The sequence below is a fragment of the Cohnella sp. SGD-V74 genome (assembly GCF_003001675.1).
In the GTDB taxonomy this organism is placed as follows: Bacteria; Bacillota; Bacilli; order Paenibacillales; family Paenibacillaceae; genus Cohnella.
On the sequence record NZ_PVYW01000001.1, the window covers coordinates 217,752 to 237,722 of the forward strand.

19 protein-coding genes and 1 pseudogene are annotated in these 19,971 nt (G+C 59.0%); 1 reads left to right on the forward strand and 19 read right to left on the reverse strand.

The window, feature by feature from the left end:
• Position 1: 1 nt before the first annotated feature.
• Positions 2 to 718: pseudogene (locus B0G52_RS01035) on the forward strand (IS3 family transposase); the annotation flags it as partial.
• A gap of 125 nt (positions 719 to 843) precedes the next feature.
• Here B0G52_RS01035 and B0G52_RS01040 read toward each other — a convergent pair.
• From B0G52_RS01040 to yqfC, 19 genes are all read right to left on the reverse strand, one after another.
• Positions 844 to 1,959, reverse strand: a complete 1,116-nt coding sequence (locus tag B0G52_RS01040; RefSeq protein WP_094041650.1) for a Nif3-like dinuclear metal center hexameric protein — start codon at positions 1,957 to 1,959, stop codon at positions 844 to 846.
• Positions 1,926 to 2,741, reverse strand: a complete 816-nt coding sequence (locus B0G52_RS01045) for a tRNA (adenine(22)-N(1))-methyltransferase (RefSeq protein ID WP_094041651.1) — start codon at positions 2,739 to 2,741, stop codon at positions 1,926 to 1,928. Before B0G52_RS01045 ends, B0G52_RS01040 begins: the two co-directional genes overlap by 34 nt.
• Positions 2,742 to 2,744: 3 nt before the next feature.
• A complete protein-coding gene (locus tag B0G52_RS01050) occupies positions 2,745 to 3,578 on the reverse strand; it encodes a hypothetical protein (protein ID WP_094041652.1) in 834 nt (277 codons plus the stop codon).
• Between the two features lie 82 nt (positions 3,579 to 3,660).
• On the reverse strand, positions 3,661 to 4,788 hold the full coding sequence (gene rpoD, locus B0G52_RS01055) for an RNA polymerase sigma factor RpoD (protein ID WP_094041653.1): 1,128 nt from the start codon (positions 4,786 to 4,788) through the stop codon (positions 3,661 to 3,663).
• Positions 4,789 to 4,820: 32 nt separating this feature from the next.
• Positions 4,821 to 6,647: a DNA primase gene (dnaG, locus tag B0G52_RS01060; protein ID WP_094041654.1), complete on the reverse strand. Its 1,827-nt coding sequence runs from the start codon at positions 6,645 to 6,647 to the stop codon at positions 4,821 to 4,823.
• 35 nt (positions 6,648 to 6,682) lie between these two features.
• Entirely contained in the window at positions 6,683 to 7,159 is a 477-nt protein-coding gene (locus B0G52_RS01065) for a YaiI/YqxD family protein (protein WP_094041655.1), read from the reverse strand.
• Positions 7,160 to 7,436: 277 nt separating this feature from the next.
• Positions 7,437 to 8,252: a pyruvate, water dikinase regulatory protein gene (locus tag B0G52_RS01070; protein ID WP_369827000.1), complete on the reverse strand. Its 816-nt coding sequence runs from the start codon at positions 8,250 to 8,252 to the stop codon at positions 7,437 to 7,439.
• Between the two features lie 19 nt (positions 8,253 to 8,271).
• Complete coding sequence (glyS, locus tag B0G52_RS01075; RefSeq protein ID WP_094041657.1) at positions 8,272 to 10,353, reverse strand: glycine--tRNA ligase subunit beta; 2,082 nt, start codon at positions 10,351 to 10,353, stop codon at positions 8,272 to 8,274.
• Complete coding sequence (gene glyQ, locus B0G52_RS01080; RefSeq protein ID WP_094041658.1) at positions 10,346 to 11,233, reverse strand: glycine--tRNA ligase subunit alpha; 888 nt, start codon at positions 11,231 to 11,233, stop codon at positions 10,346 to 10,348. The genes glyS and glyQ overlap by 8 nt, the downstream gene beginning before the upstream one ends.
• 372 nt (positions 11,234 to 11,605) lie before the next feature.
• A complete protein-coding gene (recO, locus tag B0G52_RS01085) occupies positions 11,606 to 12,457 on the reverse strand; it encodes a DNA repair protein RecO (RefSeq protein ID WP_094041659.1) in 852 nt (283 codons plus the stop codon).
• Positions 12,458 to 12,463: 6 nt separating this feature from the next.
• On the reverse strand, positions 12,464 to 12,613 hold the full coding sequence (locus B0G52_RS01090) for a YqzL family protein (RefSeq protein ID WP_094041660.1): 150 nt from the start codon (positions 12,611 to 12,613) through the stop codon (positions 12,464 to 12,466).
• 118 nt (positions 12,614 to 12,731) lie between these two features.
• The gene (gene era / locus B0G52_RS01095; RefSeq protein ID WP_094041661.1) at positions 12,732 to 13,634 is read right to left on the reverse strand and encodes a GTPase Era; all 903 of its coding nucleotides are present in this window, start codon (positions 13,632 to 13,634) and stop codon (positions 12,732 to 12,734) included.
• 3 nt (positions 13,635 to 13,637) lie between these two features.
• Positions 13,638 to 14,084 carry a cytidine deaminase gene (locus B0G52_RS01100; protein WP_094041662.1) on the reverse strand — a complete coding sequence of 149 codons (447 nt, stop codon included), beginning with the start codon at positions 14,082 to 14,084 and terminating at the stop codon, positions 13,638 to 13,640.
• Between the two features lie 31 nt (positions 14,085 to 14,115).
• A complete protein-coding gene (locus B0G52_RS01105) occupies positions 14,116 to 14,490 on the reverse strand; it encodes a diacylglycerol kinase family protein (protein WP_094041663.1) in 375 nt (124 codons plus the stop codon).
• Positions 14,487 to 15,029 (reverse strand): rRNA maturation RNase YbeY, encoded by a 543-nt coding sequence (ybeY, locus tag B0G52_RS01110; RefSeq protein ID WP_094041664.1) that lies wholly within the window; start codon positions 15,027 to 15,029, stop codon positions 14,487 to 14,489. Before ybeY ends, B0G52_RS01105 begins: the two co-directional genes overlap by 4 nt.
• Positions 15,026 to 17,311, reverse strand: a complete 2,286-nt coding sequence (locus tag B0G52_RS01115) for an HD family phosphohydrolase (protein ID WP_094041665.1) — start codon at positions 17,309 to 17,311, stop codon at positions 15,026 to 15,028. Before B0G52_RS01115 ends, ybeY begins: the two co-directional genes overlap by 4 nt.
• Positions 17,312 to 17,336: 25 nt before the next feature.
• Entirely contained in the window at positions 17,337 to 18,293 is a 957-nt protein-coding gene (locus B0G52_RS01120) for a PhoH family protein (protein ID WP_369827001.1), read from the reverse strand.
• Between the two features lie 37 nt (positions 18,294 to 18,330).
• Positions 18,331 to 19,509: a sporulation protein YqfD gene (gene yqfD, locus B0G52_RS01125; protein ID WP_094041667.1), complete on the reverse strand. Its 1,179-nt coding sequence runs from the start codon at positions 19,507 to 19,509 to the stop codon at positions 18,331 to 18,333.
• Positions 19,510 to 19,636: 127 nt separating this feature from the next.
• Positions 19,637 to 19,933, reverse strand: a complete 297-nt coding sequence (gene yqfC / locus B0G52_RS01130; RefSeq protein WP_094041668.1) for a sporulation protein YqfC — start codon at positions 19,931 to 19,933, stop codon at positions 19,637 to 19,639.
• Positions 19,934 to 19,971 lie beyond the last annotated feature (38 nt).

A 19,971-nucleotide genomic window follows, 5' to 3' on the forward strand; every position in this document is an offset into this window, starting at 1 on the left:
GCTCTATGCTTACATTCGTGAACGACGGGATCGATGGACCGTCAAGAAGATGTGCGAAGCGCTCGCAGTCAGCGAGTCAGGCTATTACCGTAGCCTAAGGCCTGCACCCATGCAGGAGAGACAGCAACGACTTCTGGTCAACATGAAAGCAATCATCAGTGAACATGAAGACAATCAAAATTACGGCGCTCGGCGCATGCTGCTGGCGCTGTCGCAAATAGACATCCACACCAGCTACAGCACCGTCTATCGCCTCATGAAGAAGCACGGGCTGCTGCAGAAAGCGAAGCGTCACCCGAACGGTATTACACGCGAGGATGCCGCAGCTCAAAAGAGCGAGAACCTGATCCAGAGAGACTTCAGCGCCTCGGCACCGAACCAGAAGTGGCTATCGGATATCACCGAAGTTCCTTGTTCAGATGGCAAGCTCTATCTGTCCGCGGTGCTGGATTGTTACAACGGAGAGATCGTCGGCCTTGCCATGGACGACAACATGCGCAAGGAGCTCTGCATCCAAGCCTTTGAGAACGCGTGCAAGGCAAGAAACGCGCGCGGCATGATTTATCACAGTGATCGCGGCAGCCAATTCACAAGTCAGGCATTCCGAGCGTGTCTGGCTAAACGCGATGCCAGTTCAACCGCAAATCGGGAGACGTTACTCGATTTCTTAGAACAATCCCCTCTTTTGAGCACCATGGAAAACGTTAAACGACTTTAGAACAACTCGCTTTGCGAAGAACTTCAATGTTGCGAGTCCATGTACGCGAATTGGTCAGCCGTAGAAAAAAAAACAATAGTACCCAAGAGGCTTAGTCCAATTTTACCACTCGGCCAACCAAATCCCTATCTGAGCCGGAAAGGTTCAGTGTCCACCTGCGACGCGATCACTTCCGTGGCGTAGCCCTTCTCCTTCAGGCGATCAGACAGCCACTTCGCGACGTTGGGCTTCATGATCTTCTCGGCATGGTGGCCCGGATCGACGATGGCGATGCCTGCCGCCAGCGCGTCCTGCGCGGAGTGGAAGTCGATGTCGCCCGTCACGAGCACGTCGGCACCGGCGAAGATCGCATGACGGATGTACCTCGCGCCTGCCCCGCCCAGAACGGCCACTTTGCGGATCAGCTTCGCTCCGTCGCCGACGACGCGGACGAACGGCACGTCCAGCGCCCGTTTCACGCGTTCGGCGAATTGATCCAGCGTCTCCGATTCTGCCAGCTTGCCGACTCTGCCGAGACCGAAAGACCGGCCTTTCAGATCGACGCGGTACAGATCGTAGGCGACCTCCTCGTACGGATGGGCTTTCAGCATCGCGGACACGACTTTTTTCCTCACGCTCATCGGCACGACCGTCTCCAGCCGGATTTCCTTCGCTTCCGTCAATTGCCCTTTTTTGCCGATAAACGGATCCGTTCCTTCCCGAGCCACGAATGTGCCGGTTCCTTCGATGTTAAAGCTGCAGTGGCTATAATTGCCGATCCAGCCGCCACCCGCCGCGAAAATCGCATTGCGAACTTGCTCGTGATGGGTTTCCGGCACGAACACGACCAGCTTGTAGAGCTGGTCCGTGTGCACCTCTTCGAGCACGTCGCGCCCGCTGAGCTCCAGCGCATCGGCCATCAAGTCGTTGATGCCGCCCTCCGCCGTATCGAGATTCGTATGCGAAATATAGACCGCGATATCGCTGCGCAGCAATTCCGCGGCCAAAGCGCCCGCAGGCGTATCCGTGCGAAGATGCGCAAGCGGACGATAGATGACCGCGTGATGCGCAATGATCAGCTCCGCGCCGAGTCCGGCCGCCTCCCGCACGACTTCCGGCGTCACGTCCAGCGTCACGAGCACGCGCTTCACTTCCTTGGCCGCCGTGCCGACCTGCAGACCGATCCTGTCGTCGGGAACGGCATAATGCTTGGGGGCAAGCTGCTCCATCAATTGGACGATCGTTTCTCCCCGCGCAAACATGCGAGCACCTCCCTGATTTCCTTGACGTCTTCTTCCCATTCGCGCGCCTTCTCGGCCGCTTCCGGAGCAACGGCATGATTAAGCTGCAGGATCACCCGCTCCCGCTTGGCGATCTCCTGCTCCCATTTCCGGAAAAAGTCTTCGCTCGGACTGCGCAGCAGAAGCGGCCCCATCTCGTACAGCAAAGCGCGCGAAACCCGTTCAAGCGACGGCGCCAGCACACGCTCGTCGTACAGACGGGCGTCGATCTCCCTCGCCTCTTCCACGGAAGGCACAAGTCTCGCTCTGATCAGCGTATAGATAATTCCGTCTTCCTCCAGCAGCAGCTCGTCGTCGATCGCATACCCGCGCTCGGACAGCCAGCGCCTTACCGCGTCTTCCGCAACATGCGGCGAGAGGATGAGCGTCTCCACGCCGTCCAAGCTCGCTCCGGCCTGCTCCAAAATGCGCGCCATCAGGCTTCCGCCCATGCCCGCGATCGCGACCGTATCCACTTCTCCCGGCCGCAAGACGGCCATTCCGTCGCCCTGGCGAACGGAAATCTTCTCCTGCAGGCCGGCCTCCGCTACTTGCCTTTTGGCCGCGTTAACCGGTCCCTCGTTAATGTCGCCGGCTACGGCGAAGACAATCTTGCCCTCAAGCGCCAAGTAAACCGGAAGCAGCGCATGGTCGGTCCCGATATCGGCGAACCGCGCCCCTTGGGGAACCCGCTCCGCCAACGCCGACAACCGGCGGGACAGGGACAGCTTCACTTCCGTCCCCGACTCTTTCTTATCCGTCATCTGTTATGCAACCCATTCCATCCATTGTTTTCGCAGGCGGAACATACCGATGCCCGCGATCAAAATTTTAATCAAAATTTCCATCTGAATCCACTCGGGACGAACTTCGTACAGAGCCGAATAGACTTCCGGCATAAACCAGAGAACAAGCGCCGCGGCGAACATGGCCGTTCCGGCCGAAGCAAGCCGAACGTGCAGAAACCAGCTCAGCCAGCAGAACAGCAGCGCCGCCGGAAGCCAGAAGATTTGCACCTCGAACACGGACGAGGCTGGGGCATACTCGGCCAGCAGCAAAGCGTACAAGGCAATGGCCGCCAACCAGCCGAGCCATTGCGGAAGCGCCAGCCTCAGCCATAATCCTCCGCCGATCCAGACGACGGCCAGCAGCCCGAGCAGCCACAAAACGCCGGAGCTTTCCCAGCCCCATTGCAGCCCTACGATCGCAAGCCCGGCTCCGAACAGGAACGCCATTCCCCCGCCGATCAGAGCATAGCCTCGCGCCGGCCTGTTGGCGCGCTGCCTCATTCCAGCGTAGACGAATCCTCCCGTAACGAGAAGCGCAATCGCTATTTGCAATAGCAGGGGAAACACGCTAAAATGAAGTACAACAAAACAAATCAAGGCAAAAATTCCAGAAGCAAGAAACCATTGCTTCCCGGACGCCTGACCGATTTTTTTCACGACCGCTCCGGTTACGCCGCGCGGACGATCTTCCAAATCTTCCAAATACAAATTTTGCAGAAAGTCGCAATACTGCTCCGGCAACAGCTTGCTTCGGCGCCAAGATTCGATTTCCTTCACGATGAGGTTGCGTTTCTCTTCATCATTAGCGGCCATGCCGACGAGCCTCCTCGTACCGTTTGAACAAAAAGACCTTCAACCATAACGGCCAAGGTCTCTGATCTGCAACGAATTGCCTTTATTCCAGAAAATCCTTCAATCTCTTGCTGCGGCTAGGATGACGCAGTTTGCGCAGCGCTTTGGCTTCGATCTGACGAATCCGCTCGCGCGTAACTCCGAACACCTTGCCGACCTCTTCCAACGTACGCGTGCGTCCGTCGTCCAGTCCGAACCGCAGGCGCAGCACGTTCTCTTCTCTCTCGGTCAGCGTATCCAGCACGTCTTCCAACTGCTCCTTGAGCAGCTCGTACGCGGCGGCGTCGGCCGGAGCAAGCGCCTCCTGGTCCTCGATAAAATCGCCCAGATGAGAGTCGTCCTCTTCGCCGATCGGCGTCTCCAGAGAAACCGGCTCCTGCGCGATCTTCATAATTTCCCGCACTTTATCGACGCTGAGTTCCATCTGCTCGGCAATTTCCTCCGGCGTAGGCTCGCGCCCCAATTCCTGAAGCAATTGACGGGATACCCGGATCAGCTTGTTGATCGTTTCCACCATGTGGACCGGAATCCGAATCGTTCTCGCCTGATCCGCGATCGCCCGGGTGATCGCCTGACGGATCCACCAAGTCGCATAGGTACTGAACTTAAAGCCTTTGTCGTAATCGAATTTCTCGACGGCTTTGAGCAGACCCATGTTGCCCTCCTGAATCAGATCCAGGAACAGCATTCCTCGCCCGACGTAACGCTTCGCGATGCTGACGACGAGACGAAGGTTGGCTTCGGCCAGCCTTTTCTTCGCTTCTTCTCCATCCGGACCGCCGATCTCGATCTTCTTGGCGAGCTCGACTTCGTCGTCCGCTCCGAGCAACGGCACACGGCCGATTTCCTTCAGATACATCCGAACGGGGTCGTTAATCTTGATGCCGGGCGGCAGGCTGAGATCGTCGTCGAAATTAAATTCGTCGCGCTCGTCCTCATCGCCTCCGTGACGCCCCATATCGTCGTGATCGTTGGATACCTCGATGCCGATATCCGCCAGCTGCTCGAAAAACTCGTCGATTTGCTCGGGGTCCTGATCGAACGGAGAAAGCTTTTCCATGATGTCTTTATAGGTCAAGGAAGATTTTTTCTTGCCTTGTTCGATAAGCTGAGCTTTGACCTGTTCCAGTGTCGATTCCGTTTCCAGTCCGGTGTGTTGATCGTTTGCCATTACCGACTCCCTCCTCCCCGGGAAACCGCGCGTCATGACATCTTGCGCTGCTTTTCCAGGGCGATAATCTCTATACCCAATTGTAGTACCCGCGCTTGGTCGCCTTCCCGCGACGCGCGCTTCAATTCCTCGGTCAGACGCTCGTACTCCCTCTCTAGCGAGGCGCGACCGATCGTTCGAATGCAGTCTTCCAACTCCCGTTCGCCGTACGGGACGTCTATCATAGCGATTACGCTGGCCATTCGTTCCAGGCGATCGTCTTGCAGCATCGCGACGAAACGGCCAACGTCAGGATCATTGTTCTGGGCGTAGAAAGCATATAAATAAGCAGCCAAGGCCGCGTGATCCTCCACGTGAAAACGGTCCCCCAGCTTTTGCTCGACGAGGAGAGCCGCTTCTTTGTCCTGCATCATCCAGGAGAGCAGTTGGCGTTCCGCGTTCACGTGCGCGGCACCCAGCGGCGGAGTCTTGGATGCGAAGTTATTTCCATTCCATACATTATTCCACGATCCGGCAGGAATATCCCTTGCGCTTTCCAATTTCTCCCGCTGCCTGATCTCGAGACTTTCCTGTTTCAGCGTATCGAGGGCGACTCCGAACTCCTGGGCCAGTTCCTTGAGCAACAGCTCCCGCTCCATCGGGGAATCCCGTCTGGCCACAACCCGGACGGCGTCGCGCAAATACCTAATCCTTCCATCTTCTTCTAGGAGTATATGGGATTTCCTCAAATATATAAGCTGAAATTTGACCGCTGAAACCGCTCCTTCGATGATTTCCCTGACGAACGCTTCCGGCCCGTAGGACGTGACGTATTCATCGGGATCCATCCGGTTCGGAAGCAGGCACACCCGCACCCGGAACCCGGCTTCTTCCAGCAGCGGAACGCTCTTGTGGGCCGCGGCTTGTCCGGCGTCGTCGCCGTCGTAGCAGAGCACCGCTTCCTCCGCGAATCTTCGCAGCACGGCCGCATGTTCGGCGGTCAAGGCGGTCCCCATCGTGGCGACGCCGTTGCGAACGCCGGCGAACCAGGCCTTGATCACGTCCATGTAGCCTTCGAACAGCACGACTTGGCCGGATTTGCGGATCGACGACCTCGCTTCGTGAAGCCGGTACAGCGTGCGGCTCTTGCTGAACAGCGGCGTCTCCGGCGTGTTCAAATACTTCGGTTGCCCGTCCGACAGCAGCCGTCCCCCGAAGGCGATCGTCTGCCCTCTTGCGTCGTGGATCGGAAACATGATCCGATCCCGGAACCGGTCGACGTAACCGTCCGACTCCTGACGCTTGGACAACAAGCCTCCCGCTTCCATCTCGCTCGCCGGAAATCCTTTGCGCTCCAGCGCCTGGGTCAACGTGTCCCATCTCGGCGGAGCGTAGCCGATCCCGAATTGCTCGATCAGCGTATCGCCCAGTCCGCGCGACTGCAAGTAGGCTTTGGCGGGCTTCGCCACCTCCAAGTTCTGCAGAAGATAGTGGTACAGCTTGGCGCTGTAGTCGTGGGCTTCCTGCAGAAGCCGCTTCTCCTTCTGCGCGGGAGAGGCTTCTTCGGCGGAATAGCTTGTCCAGGTGACGGGAATGCCGGCCTCCTCGGCCAGCATCTTGACGGCCTCGGGGAACGACTCTCCCTCCATCTCCATGACGAACTTGATCACGTTGCCGCCTTTCCCGCAGCCGTAACAATGGAAAATTTGTTTTTCCGGCGTTACCGTGAAGGAAGGCGTCTTCTCGGAATGAAAGGGACAGAGCCCCTTCAGATACTTGCCGTTTTTGGTCAGATGAACATATTTGCCCACCGTCTCCGAGATTTCATGACGGCGCAGCACTTCGTCGATAACCTCTTGAGGGATCATCCCGTAACTCATGAAACCACCTGATTTCTAGCACATAATACAATTCGCTATGTGTCGGGAATCTCCTGCATCCCCCTCAGCAGAGCTGTCAGTTTTTGTTGAAACCGATCGCGATCTTCGGCCGTGAACGAGCTCGGCCCTTTCGTGCGCACGCCTCCCCGGCGCAGCTTCGCCGAGAAATGGCGCTGTTCCAGCAAACCTTCGATGTCGGACTCCCGGATGATCTTGCCTCTGGGCGTCAATACGGAGGAACCTCTGGCCAGCCCCAGGGCGGCCAAGCCGTAATCGCCGGTGACGAGAATATCGCCGCGCTTCAGCACGTTGGCGATATACAGGTCCGCGGATTGATTCCCGGCGTCGACCGTCACAACTTCGACGGAAGGCTCGGGATTCAAGACGTGGGCATGACTGGACACGAGCAGAGCGGTCGCGCCGCATTGCCTGACGGTTGCGGCGATCTCGGCTTTGACGGGACAAGCGTCTCCGTCCACCACGACCCGACGGGTCGGGACAATCATCGACATCACCACGCGTTTCAGCCAAAGTTTGCCGTAATATTATATACGCTAACGGGAATCAAAATCCTGCAAAGCCCCATCATTTTTTATGCTTCCCAAAACTTCCATGAAGAAACTCCCCGGAAAGCGCGGGAAAACGGCAGCATTGAACAGTAATACGAAACTCGAAGTCGAAAAGTGGCAAGTTCGACACGTTTTCTCATTATTCGACTAAATCGGCAAAAGAGAACCTCGCGGTTCTCTTAGCTTCGAAAGCCCGGTATTCAGACTATGGCGTCCGGCGTTACCGTTGAAAATGTTCGAGAATGATGCTCGCCGTTTCTTCGACCGCTTTGTTCGAGACGTCGATGACGATGCATCCGATCTTGTCCATCACTTGGCGAGCATGGTCCAGCTCTTTCATAATGCGCTCGGAAGTCGCGTACGGAGCGGAGTCCGGCAGGCCGATCGCTTTCAGCCGCTCCTTGCGGATCGCGTTCAGGGAATCCGGATTGATCGTCAGTCCGATCACTTTTTTCGGAGAAGCCAGATACAGCTCCTTCGGCGGAACGAGCTCCGGAATAAGCGGAACGTTCGCCACCTTGAACATTTTGTGCGCGAGCACCATCGACAGCGGCGTCTTGGAAGTCCGGGACACGCCTACGAGGACGACGTCCGCCTTGAGAATGCCGGAGACGTCGCGAGCGTCGTCGTAACGAACCGCGAACTCTACGGCTTCCACCTTGCGGAAGTAATCTTCGTCGAGCACGTGGTTCAGACCCGGCTCGTGCCTGGACTCGTGGCCAAGCGCCCGTTCCAGATGATCGATGAGCGGTCCGAGCAGGTCGATCGCCGTCACTTTCATCCGGCCGGCTTGCTCAACCATGTGATCTCTGAGAAAAGGAATGACCAGCGTGTACAGCACGATGCTTTTATCCGCCTGGGCGGCCGCGAGCACGGAATCGATGCCTTCGCGCGACTGGATGAAAGCCGCCCGGCGAATGTTGACGGACAGCGGATGGAACTGGGCCGCGGCCGCCCGCACTGCAAGCTCGCCCGTGTCCCCCGCCGAATCGGATACGACATGGACGGTAACGTTCCTCTGAGGCACGTGGACCAGCTCCTTTCAACTTTTAATTTTATCCCGCCAGCTTGGAGAAATCGGCGAACTGCTTCACGTCGTCGGCGACAAGCGCCAGAATCGCCAGCCGGTTGCGGCGCAGCGCCTCGTCCTCGGCCATGACCATGACCGCTTCGAAGAAGGCCGTCACCGGTGCGCTCAGCGAGGACAGCGCCGACAGCGCTCCGCCCAAATCGGCTTCGGCCGTCGCCTTCACGAATTGCCCATGCGCCTGCTGCCAAGCTTCGTACAGCTTGCTCTCCGCGTCGTCCGCGAACAGGTTGGCGTCCACTTGCTTGGAGTCGGCTTTGGCCGCCAGGTTGCAGACGCGGTTGAACGCCTCGACCGCAGGGCGGAAGATCGCCTTCGCTTCGTCGGCGGTCGCCGCCTGCAGCGCGCTGGCGCGCAGCACGGTGCGGCGCACGTCGCCCGCTCCCGCTCCGAGCACCGCATCGACGACGTCGTAGCGGATCGCTTGCTCGGACAGAACGTTCTTCACGCGGAGTACGAAAAACTCCCGCATGTCCTTGGCCACGTCGTAAGCTTCGCGCTTCAGCCCTCTCTGCGCGTGAACGTCGAGCGCGATCCGGAACAATTCGTCCAGCGTAATCTCGAGCTCATGTGCAAGCAGCGTGTTCACGATGCCTGCCGCTTGACGGCGCAGCGCGTACGGGTCTTGAGAGCCGGTCGGAATGATGCCGATGGAGAAGCAGCCGGCGATCGTATCCAGCTTGTCGGCGATGCCGACGATCGCCCCGACGATCGAAGCGGCCGGCTTGTCGCCCGCGTTGCGCGGCGAATAGTGCTCGTTGATCGCGCGGGCGACGGTCTCCCGCTCTCCCGCAAGACGCGCGTAATCTTCGCCCATGATGCCTTGCAGCTCCGGAAATTCGTACACCATCTGGGAGACGAGGTCGAATTTGCAGATGTCGGCTGTGCGTGCGATATCCTCGGCCGCCGACGGCTCGAGCCGCAGATGCGCGGCGATCTTGTCGGCGACGACGCGCACGCGGCGAACCTTGTCCGCGACCGTGCCGAGCTCTTCGTGGTACACGATATTTTCAAGCTTGGCCAGCGCGTCCGCGATGACCAGCTTCTTGTCTTCTTCGTAGAAAAACTTGGCGTCGGACAACCGCGCCCTAAGCACCTTCTCATTGCCCTTGGCCACGACGTCGATCGAAGTCCGGTCGCCGTTGCGCACCGTTACGAAATGCGGAAGCAAGCGTCCCTCGCCGTCGAATACCGGGAAGTAGCGCTGATGCTCGCGCATCGACGTAATGAGCACTTCCTGCGGAATGTCAAGGAAGGAAGGATCGAACGAGCCGGACAGCGCGGAAGGCGTCTCGACGAGGAACAGCACCTCTTCGAGCAGGTCCTCCTTGATTCCGATCGTCCAGCCTCTTTCCGCCGCCAAGCTTTCGATTCCCGTCAGAATCGCCCGACGGCGTTCCTCCACGTCCACAATGACGTGCTCCGCGCGCAGAATCTCAACATAGGAGGACGGCTCCGCGATAACGGCTTCATGTCCGAGGAAACGGTGTCCGTGCGTCTCGTTGCCCGAAGCGACGCCGGCGATTTCGAACGGCACGACCTGGTCTCCGTGCAGCGCAACGAGCCAGCGGATCGGACGGACGTAGCGCAGCTCGTGGCTGCCCCATCTCATATTTTTAGGGAACGTAAGCGAGGTGACGAGCGCCGGGAGCGCTTCGGGAAGCAAGGAAGCAGTCTCCACTCCGAGGCTGCTCTTGGTCGCGAACACGTACTCTACTCCGCCGATCTCGCGCAGGAACAGGGAGTCCGGCTCTACGCCCTGGCTTCTCGCGAAGCCGAGCGCAGGCTTGCTCCACGCGCCGCTCTCGTCGTAGGCGATTTTGCGGGAAGGACCCTTCACGTCTTCGGATACGTCCTCTTGCTTGTCCGCCAGGCCGGAGACGAGCACCGCCAAGCGGCGAGGCGTCGCGTAAGCTTTTACTTCGCCGTAGGCAAGACGGCTGTCTTCCAGCCATTTGACCGTCTTCTCCTGCAATTGCTCCATCGCCGCGCGCACGAAGCGGGCGGGCACTTCTTCCATTCCGATCTCCAGCAGCAGGTCCTTAGCCATGGTTCGCCGCTCCTTTCTTCAGCAGCGGGAATTCGAGACGTTCCCGTTCCTGCAAGTACGTGGCCGCGACTTGACGGGCCAAATTCCGGACTCTCGTAATGTAGCCGGTCCGTTCCGTGACGCTGATCGCCCCGCGGGCGTCCAGCAAGTTAAAGGCGTGCGAGCATTTCAGCACGTAATCGTAGGCCGGGAACACGAGATTCTCTTCCATCGCGCGCTTCGCTTCAGCTTCGTAGGTCGAGAACAGCTGGAACAGCATCGCGGCGTCGGACACCTCGAACGTGTATTTCGAATGCTCGTACTCGGGCTGCTTGAATACGTCCCCGTACGTCACGCCGTCCACCCATTCCAGATCGAATACGTTCTCCTTGTTCTGGATGTACGAAGCGAGCCGCTCCATTCCATACGTAATCTCGACGGCCACCGGGTGGCAATCGATGCCGCCCACCTGCTGGAAGTACGTAAACTGGGTCACTTCCATTCCGTCCAGCCACACTTCCCAACCGAGTCCCCACGCGCCGAGCGTCGGAGCTTCCCAGTTGTCCTCGACGAACCGAATGTCGTGGTGCAGCGGGTCGATGCCGAGCCGCTTCAAGCTTTCCAGGTACAGCTCCTGGATGTTGTCCGGAGACGGCTTCATGATCACCTGGAACTGATGGTGCTGATACAGCCGGTTCGGGTTCTCGCCGTAACGGCCGTCGGCGGGCCTTCTGGACGGCTCGACGTATGCGACGTTCCACGGCTCGGGTCCGATCGAACGCAGGAAAGTCATCGGGTTCATCGTTCCCGCGCCCTTCTCCGTGTCATAAGGCTGCACGACGATACAGTTTTGTTCGCCCCAGAATTGCTGCAGCGTTAACGTCATTTGCTGAAAATTCATCCTTGTTCGCTCCTTTTGGCCAATCTGTTCAAGAACGAGCCGGACGACGGGAGCCTGCGCGAAACGCGCAAAAAAACTCCGGTCCCACGTCCGCCACGGCAGACATAGGGACGGGAGCTAACATTCCCGCGGTTCCACCCTACTTGGTTTCCGGACGACGCTTGGGCCGATGCCCGTCAAGCGCGCCGCGCGGATAACCCTCCTCTTGCAATCCGATCTCTCCAGAGTGCCTTTCGCCGATCCGCGTCTCCGGGCTTGCACCGTCCCCGGCTCGCTGCATGTGTCCGCAGTGTTCGGCTACTCTCTCCTTCGCAGAGAATATAAACTATGACAACATTCTAAACTACCGCGGAGCGACCTGTCAAACTGCGGTCAACCTGCGCCTTCTCCGGGAGCCGCCTCGTCTCCGGAATCTATGTCCGGCGCAGACGCAGGAGCGGCTGCTTCCGTCCTCTTCGCCGCAGGAGCCTGGCCGAGCAGCTCGCCGTACTTCTCCAACTGGTCGAGAAAACCCCGCGACTTCAAATTTACGTTCAAATGAGTATCCATCCATCTGCGCAGCGCAAGCTGGAGCTGCCGCTTCGAGCTGTCTTTGACCGCGATGGCGCCCAATCTGCGCATATCCAGCGCCAGGAATACGCGGAGCAGCTTCCATACCCCGTCCTGAAGCTCCATGGCGCCCGGATCTCTCGACTTGCACGACCGGCACAGCGCTCCGCCCCCGGCGGCGCTGAAGTAGAACGGCCCGTCCGTTCTGCCGCAGCTCACGCATTCGTCGAGCATCGGCGCGTAACCCGCCGCGGCGAACACCTTCATCTCGTAAGCTCTCGCGACGATCTGAGGGTCCTTCCCTTCCGCCAGCGCCGTCTGGCACGCTTTGAGCTGATGGAACAGGTGAGCGGCCGCTTCGTCGTCGTTGATCGCGCGATCGGTCAGCTCCGCCGCGTACGCGGCGTAGGCCGGCCCTTCCAAGCCCTGCCTCAGCTCCTGGAACGACTCGATGATCTCCCCGCTGTTCAGCGTGCCGAGCGTCCCGTTCCGGTAATACGAATAGTCTCCGTATGTAAACAGCTGCGCCAGCGCCCCGTAGCGGCTCTTCAGCTTCTTCGCTCCGCGCACGACAATGCCCTGCTTGCCGAACGTCGGCGTAAGCAGGGTAACGATTTTATTCCCTTCCCCGTAATCGGTGCTTCGAATGACAATCCCTTCGGCCCGATATAGCATCGGCTCTCATTCCTCGTCCGCGACGTCGACCTCGCCTTCGTCGAACCCGGCGCCCGCGCCGGGCTCGGAAGCTCCGAGATTGTGCATTTCTTTATAAAGCAAGTAAGCTTCGATATCGCCGGTTTGCGTAAACACGTGCCACGTGAAATCCCGCACAGCGCCTCATCCTCTCCGGGCGAATAATGAACTGCACCTTCGAGGATTAGGATGTCTCCGGAGTCCCGGCCATATGCCTGACACATTTATGCACCCGGCGCGAAAGGAGCTGCCGCCCTTAATCTTCCCTGTAACCGAGCGTCTTCAAGATCGACTCGCGGTTGCGCCAGTCTTTGTTGACCTTGACCCACAGCTCGAGAAAAATTTTCGATCCGAGCAGCCGTTCCATATCGAGACGGGCCAGCTTGCCCACCTCTTTCAGCAGGCCGCCGTTTTTGCCGATGATGATTCCTTTCTGGGAATCCCTCTCGACGTAGATGACCGCTCCGATGTTCACGAGACCGTTGTCCGCCACGCTCATGCTCTCGATCTCGACCGCGATCGAATGGGGCACTTCTTCCCGCGTCATCTGCAGCAGCTTCTCGCGAATGAGCTCGGCGCAGACGAATTGCTCCGGATGATCCGTAATCTGATCGGCCGGATAATACATCGGGCCTTCCTTCAAATACTTGGAGAGTTGCTCCAGAAGCGCGTTGACGTTGTTGCCGTTCAGAGCCGATACCGGCACGATCTCCGCGAAATCCATCTGCTTGCGGAACTTGGCGATGACCGGCAAAATCTCTTCCGGATGAATTTTGTCGATTTTGTTCAGCACAAGAAATACCGGCGTATCCTTGACCTTCTTGAGCTGTTCCATAATGTAGCGGTCACCGCCGCCGATCGGCTCGGTCACGTCGGTCAGGAACAGAATCGCTTCGACTTCGTTCAGCGCGCCCTCCGCCGCTTTGACCATATAGTTGCCCAGCTTGGAGTTCGGCTTATGAATGCCCGGCGTATCGAGGAAAACGATCTGAACATCGTCCGTCGTATAGACGCCGTGGATTTTGTTGCGCGTCGTCTGCGGTTTGTCCGACATGATCGCGATTTTCTGGCCGATCGCCTGGTTCATCAGCGTCGACTTGCCCACATTCGGACGTCCTACGATTGCGACGAAACCCGATTTGAAGCCTTTCTTCTGCATCTCTTAATCTCCTTCAGGTGCTTCTCGGTTGTTCAAGTCCCGCGGCGAGAACGCTCCGGGCAGCAGCTCGGATACCGTCGTCACGCGCGTCTCTCCCCGCAAGTTCGCCAGCACGACCGGCATGTCCGGCTCGCACAGCTCCGCCAGCACTTGCCGGCAGACGCCGCAAGGGGAGATCGGCTGGTCTGTATCGCCGATGACGGCGACGGCCCGGAACTCTCCCGCCCGACGCCCGTCGGCGATCGCGCGGAACAAAGCCGTCCTCTCCGCGCAGTTCGTCGGCCCGTAGGCCGCGTTCTCCACGTTGCAGCCATGGTGCAGATTGCCGTCCGCGTCGAGCGCGACGGCGCCGACCGCGAATCGCGAATACGGAACGTAGGCGTTCGCGCGCGCTTTAGCCGCTTCTTCCACGAGCCGCTCCAACGTTACGCCCAAATGTTGCAGCCCCATCTTTCTTTTCCTCCGATCGTCCGTCCGCGTTTTATTGAAATAAAGCCCGCCAGAGCGGGGGTCCCAGCACGATCAATCCTACTACGACCGCGAATATCGCCATGACGAGCACCGCCCCCGCGGCAGAATCCTTAGCCGTCTTCGCCAGCGGATGAACGTCCGTCGAGATCCGATCCACCGTCCGTTCGACGGCGGTATTGACCAGCTCGGCCGAGCAGACGCCGGCAATCGCCAGCAGCAGCCACAGCCAATCTTGACGGGAGACGTCCAGCCAGAGCGCCAGCAAGACGACGGCGACGGCCGCTGCCGCATGGAAACGCATATGACGTTCGTGTCGCAATGCCCCCGTCAGGCCTTCCCACGCACTGCGGAAAGCCCGGACTTCGCGCGAACGCCAGCCGCTCATCGGACGAGGCCCGCCTCCCGCAATACCTCTTCCTGCTTGGCGAACATTTCTTTCTCCTCGTTTTCGTCTCCATGGTCGTAGCCGAGCAGATGCAGGAATCCGTGCACGAACAGAAATCCGAGCTCGCGCTCGAAGCTGTGCCCGTACTCGGCGGCTTGCGCTTCGGCCCGCGGAACGGAGATCACGATGTCCCCGAGCAGGTCGGAGAACGGATCGCCGGCTTTGTCCTCGTCCGTCCAGCTGTCATCGCCTTCTTCGGAATCGGAAGACTCGTATTCGTCCTCGTAGCGGATGTCCGCTTGCTCGCCTTCGAGCAGCGAGAAGCTGAGCACGTCCGTCGGCTTGTCCAATCCGCGGTATTGGCGGTTCAGCTCCCGTATGCCTTCGTCGTCCGTCAACGTCAAGGTGACGATGCCCCGCTCGACATCCTCCTTGCGGCCGGCAACGACCAGCAGCTGCTCCAGCAAGTCGATCCATTTCTCTTCCCGTTCTCCGGCGCCGCCTTCCCGCTCGTCGATCCATTCCAGGCTTAATGTCATTCCGAATTCTCCTTCGCTTCTCTGGCGTCGTCCGTAGCTTCCTTCGCCTGCTTTAATTGTTTGTCGTCCGGATATTCGATCCGGGAGTGGAACATGCCGATGACCGCTTCCTTCAGCGTCTGGGCGATCTTGTCGAGTTCCTTCATCGTCAAGTCGCATTCGTTGAATTGATGGTCGTCCAGCCTGTCCTTGATGATCTTGGCGATCATCGCCTCGATCTGCTCCACCTTGGGATGGTTAAGCGACCGGACCGCCGCTTCCACGCAGTCGGCGATGCCGACGATGGCCGCTTCCTTCGACTGCGCTTTCGGCCCCGGATAGCGGTAGTCGTCCTCGGTGAAATCGATGTCCGTCCCTTGCTCCTGCGCCTGTTTTACCGCTTTATAATAGAAATATTTGAGGAAAGTCGAACCGTGATGCTGCTCGGCGATGTCGCGAATCGGCTTGGGCAGCTTATGGGCCTTCAGCATGTCCGCTCCATCCTTGGCATGGGCGATAATGATCGAGGCGCTCACTTTCGGGTCGAGCTTGTCGTGCGGATTGCCGGACGCGTTCTGGTTTTCGATAAAATAGAGCGGCCGCTTCGTCTTGCCGACGTCGTGATAGAACGAGCCGACGCGGCACAGCAGCCCGTTCGCTCCGACCGCCTCTGCGGCCGCCTCCGACAAATTGCCGACCATCAGGCTGTGATGATACGTTCCCGGCGTCTCGGTCAGCAGCTTGCGCAGCAGCGGATGGTTCGGATTGGACAGCTCCACGAGCTTGAGCGCGGACAGAATGCCGAACGTCACTTCGAAGAACGGCATCAATCCGATGACGAGCACAGCGGTCAGCAGACCGCTCGCGAGCACGAAGACGACCGATTGGATCAAATCCGCGCGGCTCGGCTCGGGATCTACAAGCATAAGCGCCAATACCGCGACCGAACCGAACAGGCTGACCATGATGCCCGCCTTCAATATCGATGATCGCTGGCTCGCTCTATGAATCGCCAGCACGGCCGTGAAGGACACGACGGCGGCGACGAAGCCGTAATGGAAGTCGAAGATGTGCTCCTGCTCGACGTTCAGAATGACGCTGGCCAGCAGCGTGAACAGGAACGAGCTGACTAGGCCGAGATGCATGTCGAGCAGCAGCGTCACGAGCATGCTGCCCATGGCAATCGGCGCCAGATAGCCGACGAACGGCCAATCCGAGCTGTGCGTCAGGGCGACCAAATGCATGAACAGTACGTTCAGCGCGAAGATCAGCAGCAGCATCACCCAATGCGCGTTCGTCTTCTTCAGAATCGACGAGGCCGCCGTCAGCTCGCCGTAGCCGTACAGCGCGAGCGTCAGAATGACGGCGAAGAGCAACACGCCGAGCTGCGGCAAATAGTTTTTGCGCTCCTGCAGCAGCCCCATTCCGTCCAGCTTCTCGTACAGCGCTTCGGTAATGACTTGTCCCTGCTTGACGACGATATCCCCTTGCTTGATGACGACCGGAGGCGTGTTCTGCTTGGCGTCCATTCTGGCCGTCTCGGTCGCCTTCTTGTCCAGGAACTTGTTCGGCATGATCGCCAACCGCGCCAGCTCCTGCACAATCTCCCGCTCCGTCTTGAGCGACAGGGAGCTCGCGTTCACCTGCTCCGCCACCTTCGCGCGAGCCGTCTCCGCGTTCGTGATCGGGTCGGTCGTCAACTTCCGCACGACGTCTCGCGCCACCGAACGCATCTCCTGAAGCTGCTCCGAAGACATGCGCGGGATCTTGTAGTAGGTTTCTTCGGGTATCGCATATTTCTGCGCGGCGACGACCCGCTGCATCTCCGCCAGCAGCTCGGCGGAATAGGCCTCGGACCCCCGGCTGGAAATGACGAAGCTGGCTACGTACTGGTCGACGCGGTCGGGAATGACGCGGCGAAAAATCTCGACGCGGTCGGCTTCCGTAATCTGATCGTCCATGTTCAGCTCTTCGATTCTCGCGAACAGCTCGTTGATGAGCACTTCGTTGCGCATCTGAACGGTCGTATACATATCGGGTACTTTGCTCGCCGCGTCCTCTTGCGCCTGCAACGTGGCCTTCTCGTCCACCTCTTGGCGCGGCGCGCGAATGTCTTGGTCCGCCTTGCCGTTCAGTGTAATATCGTACGTCTCCGGCACTAGCCGCGGAGCAAGGCTGAAATAAAACAAAAACACAAAAAGCAGAAGCAGGAGCCAGCGCATCGCCGCGCTGTTCTTCCATCCTGCCGCTGCCCCGGACAAGGTAAGCGGATTGCTTGGTTGGCCGCTATTGTTCCGACTCATCCGGCACTCCCCTCCCTTAAGGGTTTTATTGTTCGTTGTCCGCGTTGTAAGCCAGTATGATCTTCTGCACGAGCGCGTGCCTGACGACGTCCTGGTCGGTGAAATACACGATGCCGATCTCCTCGATGGCACGGAGAATGCGCTCCGCTTCCATCAATCCGGACTTCTTGCCTTTCGGCAGGTCGATCTGGGTCACGTCCCCGGTAATGACCATCCGCGAGCCGAACCCGAGCCTCGTCAGAAACATCTTCATCTGCTCCGGCGTCGTATTCTGCGCCTCGTCCAGGATGACGAACGAATCGTCCAGCGTCCGGCCTCTCATATAAGCCAGAGGAGCGACTTCGATCTGTCCGCGCTCCATCGCCTTGGCGACCCCTTCGACGCCGAGCGCGTCGTTAAGGGCGTCGTACAGAGGACGCAAATACGGATCTACCTTCTCTTGCAGATCCCCGGGCAGAAACCCGAGATTCTCTCCGGCTTCGACGGCCGGGCGGGTCAGCAGAATGCGCTTGACGCGGCCTTCCTTCAAGGCGGCGATGGCGCACATGACGGCGAGATACGTCTTGCCCGTACCGGCAGGGCCGATGCCGAACACGATGTCTTTCTTGCGGATCGTCGTGACGTAGTGGCGTTGGCCCAGCGTCTTCGGAATAATCGGCTTGCCCCGGAAAGTAAGCGTTATTTCTCCCTTGAACAAGGAGAGCAGTTCGTCCGCCTTCATCTCGCGCGACAGCTCCAGCGCGTAGCGAACGTCGCGTTCGCTGAGCTGCAAGCCGCCCTGGATAAGCTGGATCAGCGTCTCGAACAGCTGCTGCAGGGAACGGACTTCCTCTTCCGGTCCTTCGATATAGATTTCAGCGTCTCTGGATCGGATCAGCGACACGGTTTCCTTCTCGATCAGGCGCAAATACTTGTCCTGCGGGCCGAACAGAGCCAGCCCTTCCGCCGCGCTTTGGAGCGGGATCGTCGTCGATTGCTTCAGTTCCGTCAAAAAAACTCATTCCCCCTAAACCTATCCGCTACGGGATTGGACGTTCGACCTCGATAGATTGTTCCACTTCAAAAAGAACGGTTAACTTCACTTTACCATTCTCGGTTTGTTCATGCAAAATGTTTTCGGCTTTAATCGTCGCGTCTTTGCCCGCTTTCGCCAACAATTCGGCTCTTGCCTGCGCCAATCCGACCTCTTTCGCCTCGGCCGGAGTCATTTTTTTGCCGATTTCCACGACTTCCAGCTCATGCTCCTTCATCGTTCCGAAGGGCAGTTCCTTATTCCAGAGCCGGACCTTCTCGATTGTCGCGCGAATTTGCGATTGCCCGAACGGCTCGCCGCCGTAACCCGAAATTTGCAAAGCCCGGTTGCCGATGATCAGATAGTTTCGTTCCCGGGTTTCCCCGGTCAAATTTCTCGTTTTCGATTGGAGCGGCGACTCGATCCGGTATTCATGCCAGACGAGGCCCATCACCTTGCCTTTGGAGACGACGTGCTTGCTGTTTTTCTCGTCGCCGAGAATACCCGAGATCAGAATGTCGCCTTTGCGCACTCGGTCGTTGCGCTCGACCTTCGGCCGTCCGTTCTCCGCCACGATGCGGGTCACGACCGCGTCCGCCTTGGCGACGAGATGCCGCGGGCCTTCCAGCGCCTTGTCTTCCGGCTTCGTCGATTCGACGACGGTAATCGTAATGGACGTACCGCGCTTGTCCACGCCGACCCAGGCCGCCTCGGGCAATCGGAGCGCCAGCCGCTGCGACAGCGTGGCCGCGTCCCCGAGCCGGAACGACCACTGATAGCCGTAGATGCCTTCGGCTCTCGCCGCCTGGCGGATTTTCTCCTCCGGAATCGCCGAATTCCCCTCCACCTTCACGTCCCAGATCAACGTGGACAGCACGAACAGCGCAAGCACGAACGCGGCCATGCCTCCCGCGAACGTCTTGCGGCGCGCCAGCTTGGCCAGCCGGAAAGGCAGGCCGTGCCTGGAAATAATCCGCGTGCGGCAGCCGCTCTCCCTGAGCAGGGGACGCATTCGGAAAAAATCGGGAATCGAAACCCCGAAAGTCAGCTCTCGCGCCGGCGTAAACGAAATATGCCACAGATCGATTTTCTCTTTCGTCGCGGCGTTGACGAAGCGTTCGCTTCCTTCCCCGATCAGCTTGACCCATACGTAACCGCGCGCGTATGCGACCCAATTCCCCTTCATCCTTGCTCCCTCCCGGCTTAGGGCTCGTCCCGGCCCCGAGCGTCCGGACGCCGTCCCGCGCGCAATGGCGGGGACGCTCCGGACGCTCCGGCGGCCGCAAGGCGGCAAAGCGCGCCATCTCCGACGCTCAGCCCGACGTCTTCCCTTTCGAATGCAATTGGACGCCCAAGATTTCCCCTTCCACGAACACTTCCTCCGCCCCGATGTTGCGAATGACCAAATCCCGGCCCGTCACCTCCATCTCCCCGCCGTCCATCGCCAGCTTAAGGGTGTCCGGAGAGAAATGAACGATGCCGCGATGGTTTTCCACGGTCAATTGAAGGCCTCCGATCATCGTGATGCGCGGCAAGTCCAGCGCGACATCCTGCGGCAGATCGAGAATGGTCGCGGTCCATTTGCGCAGCTTCCGGCTTACACGCATCATTGAGCGGTCCTCCCTCCTATACGATAAACATATGCGCC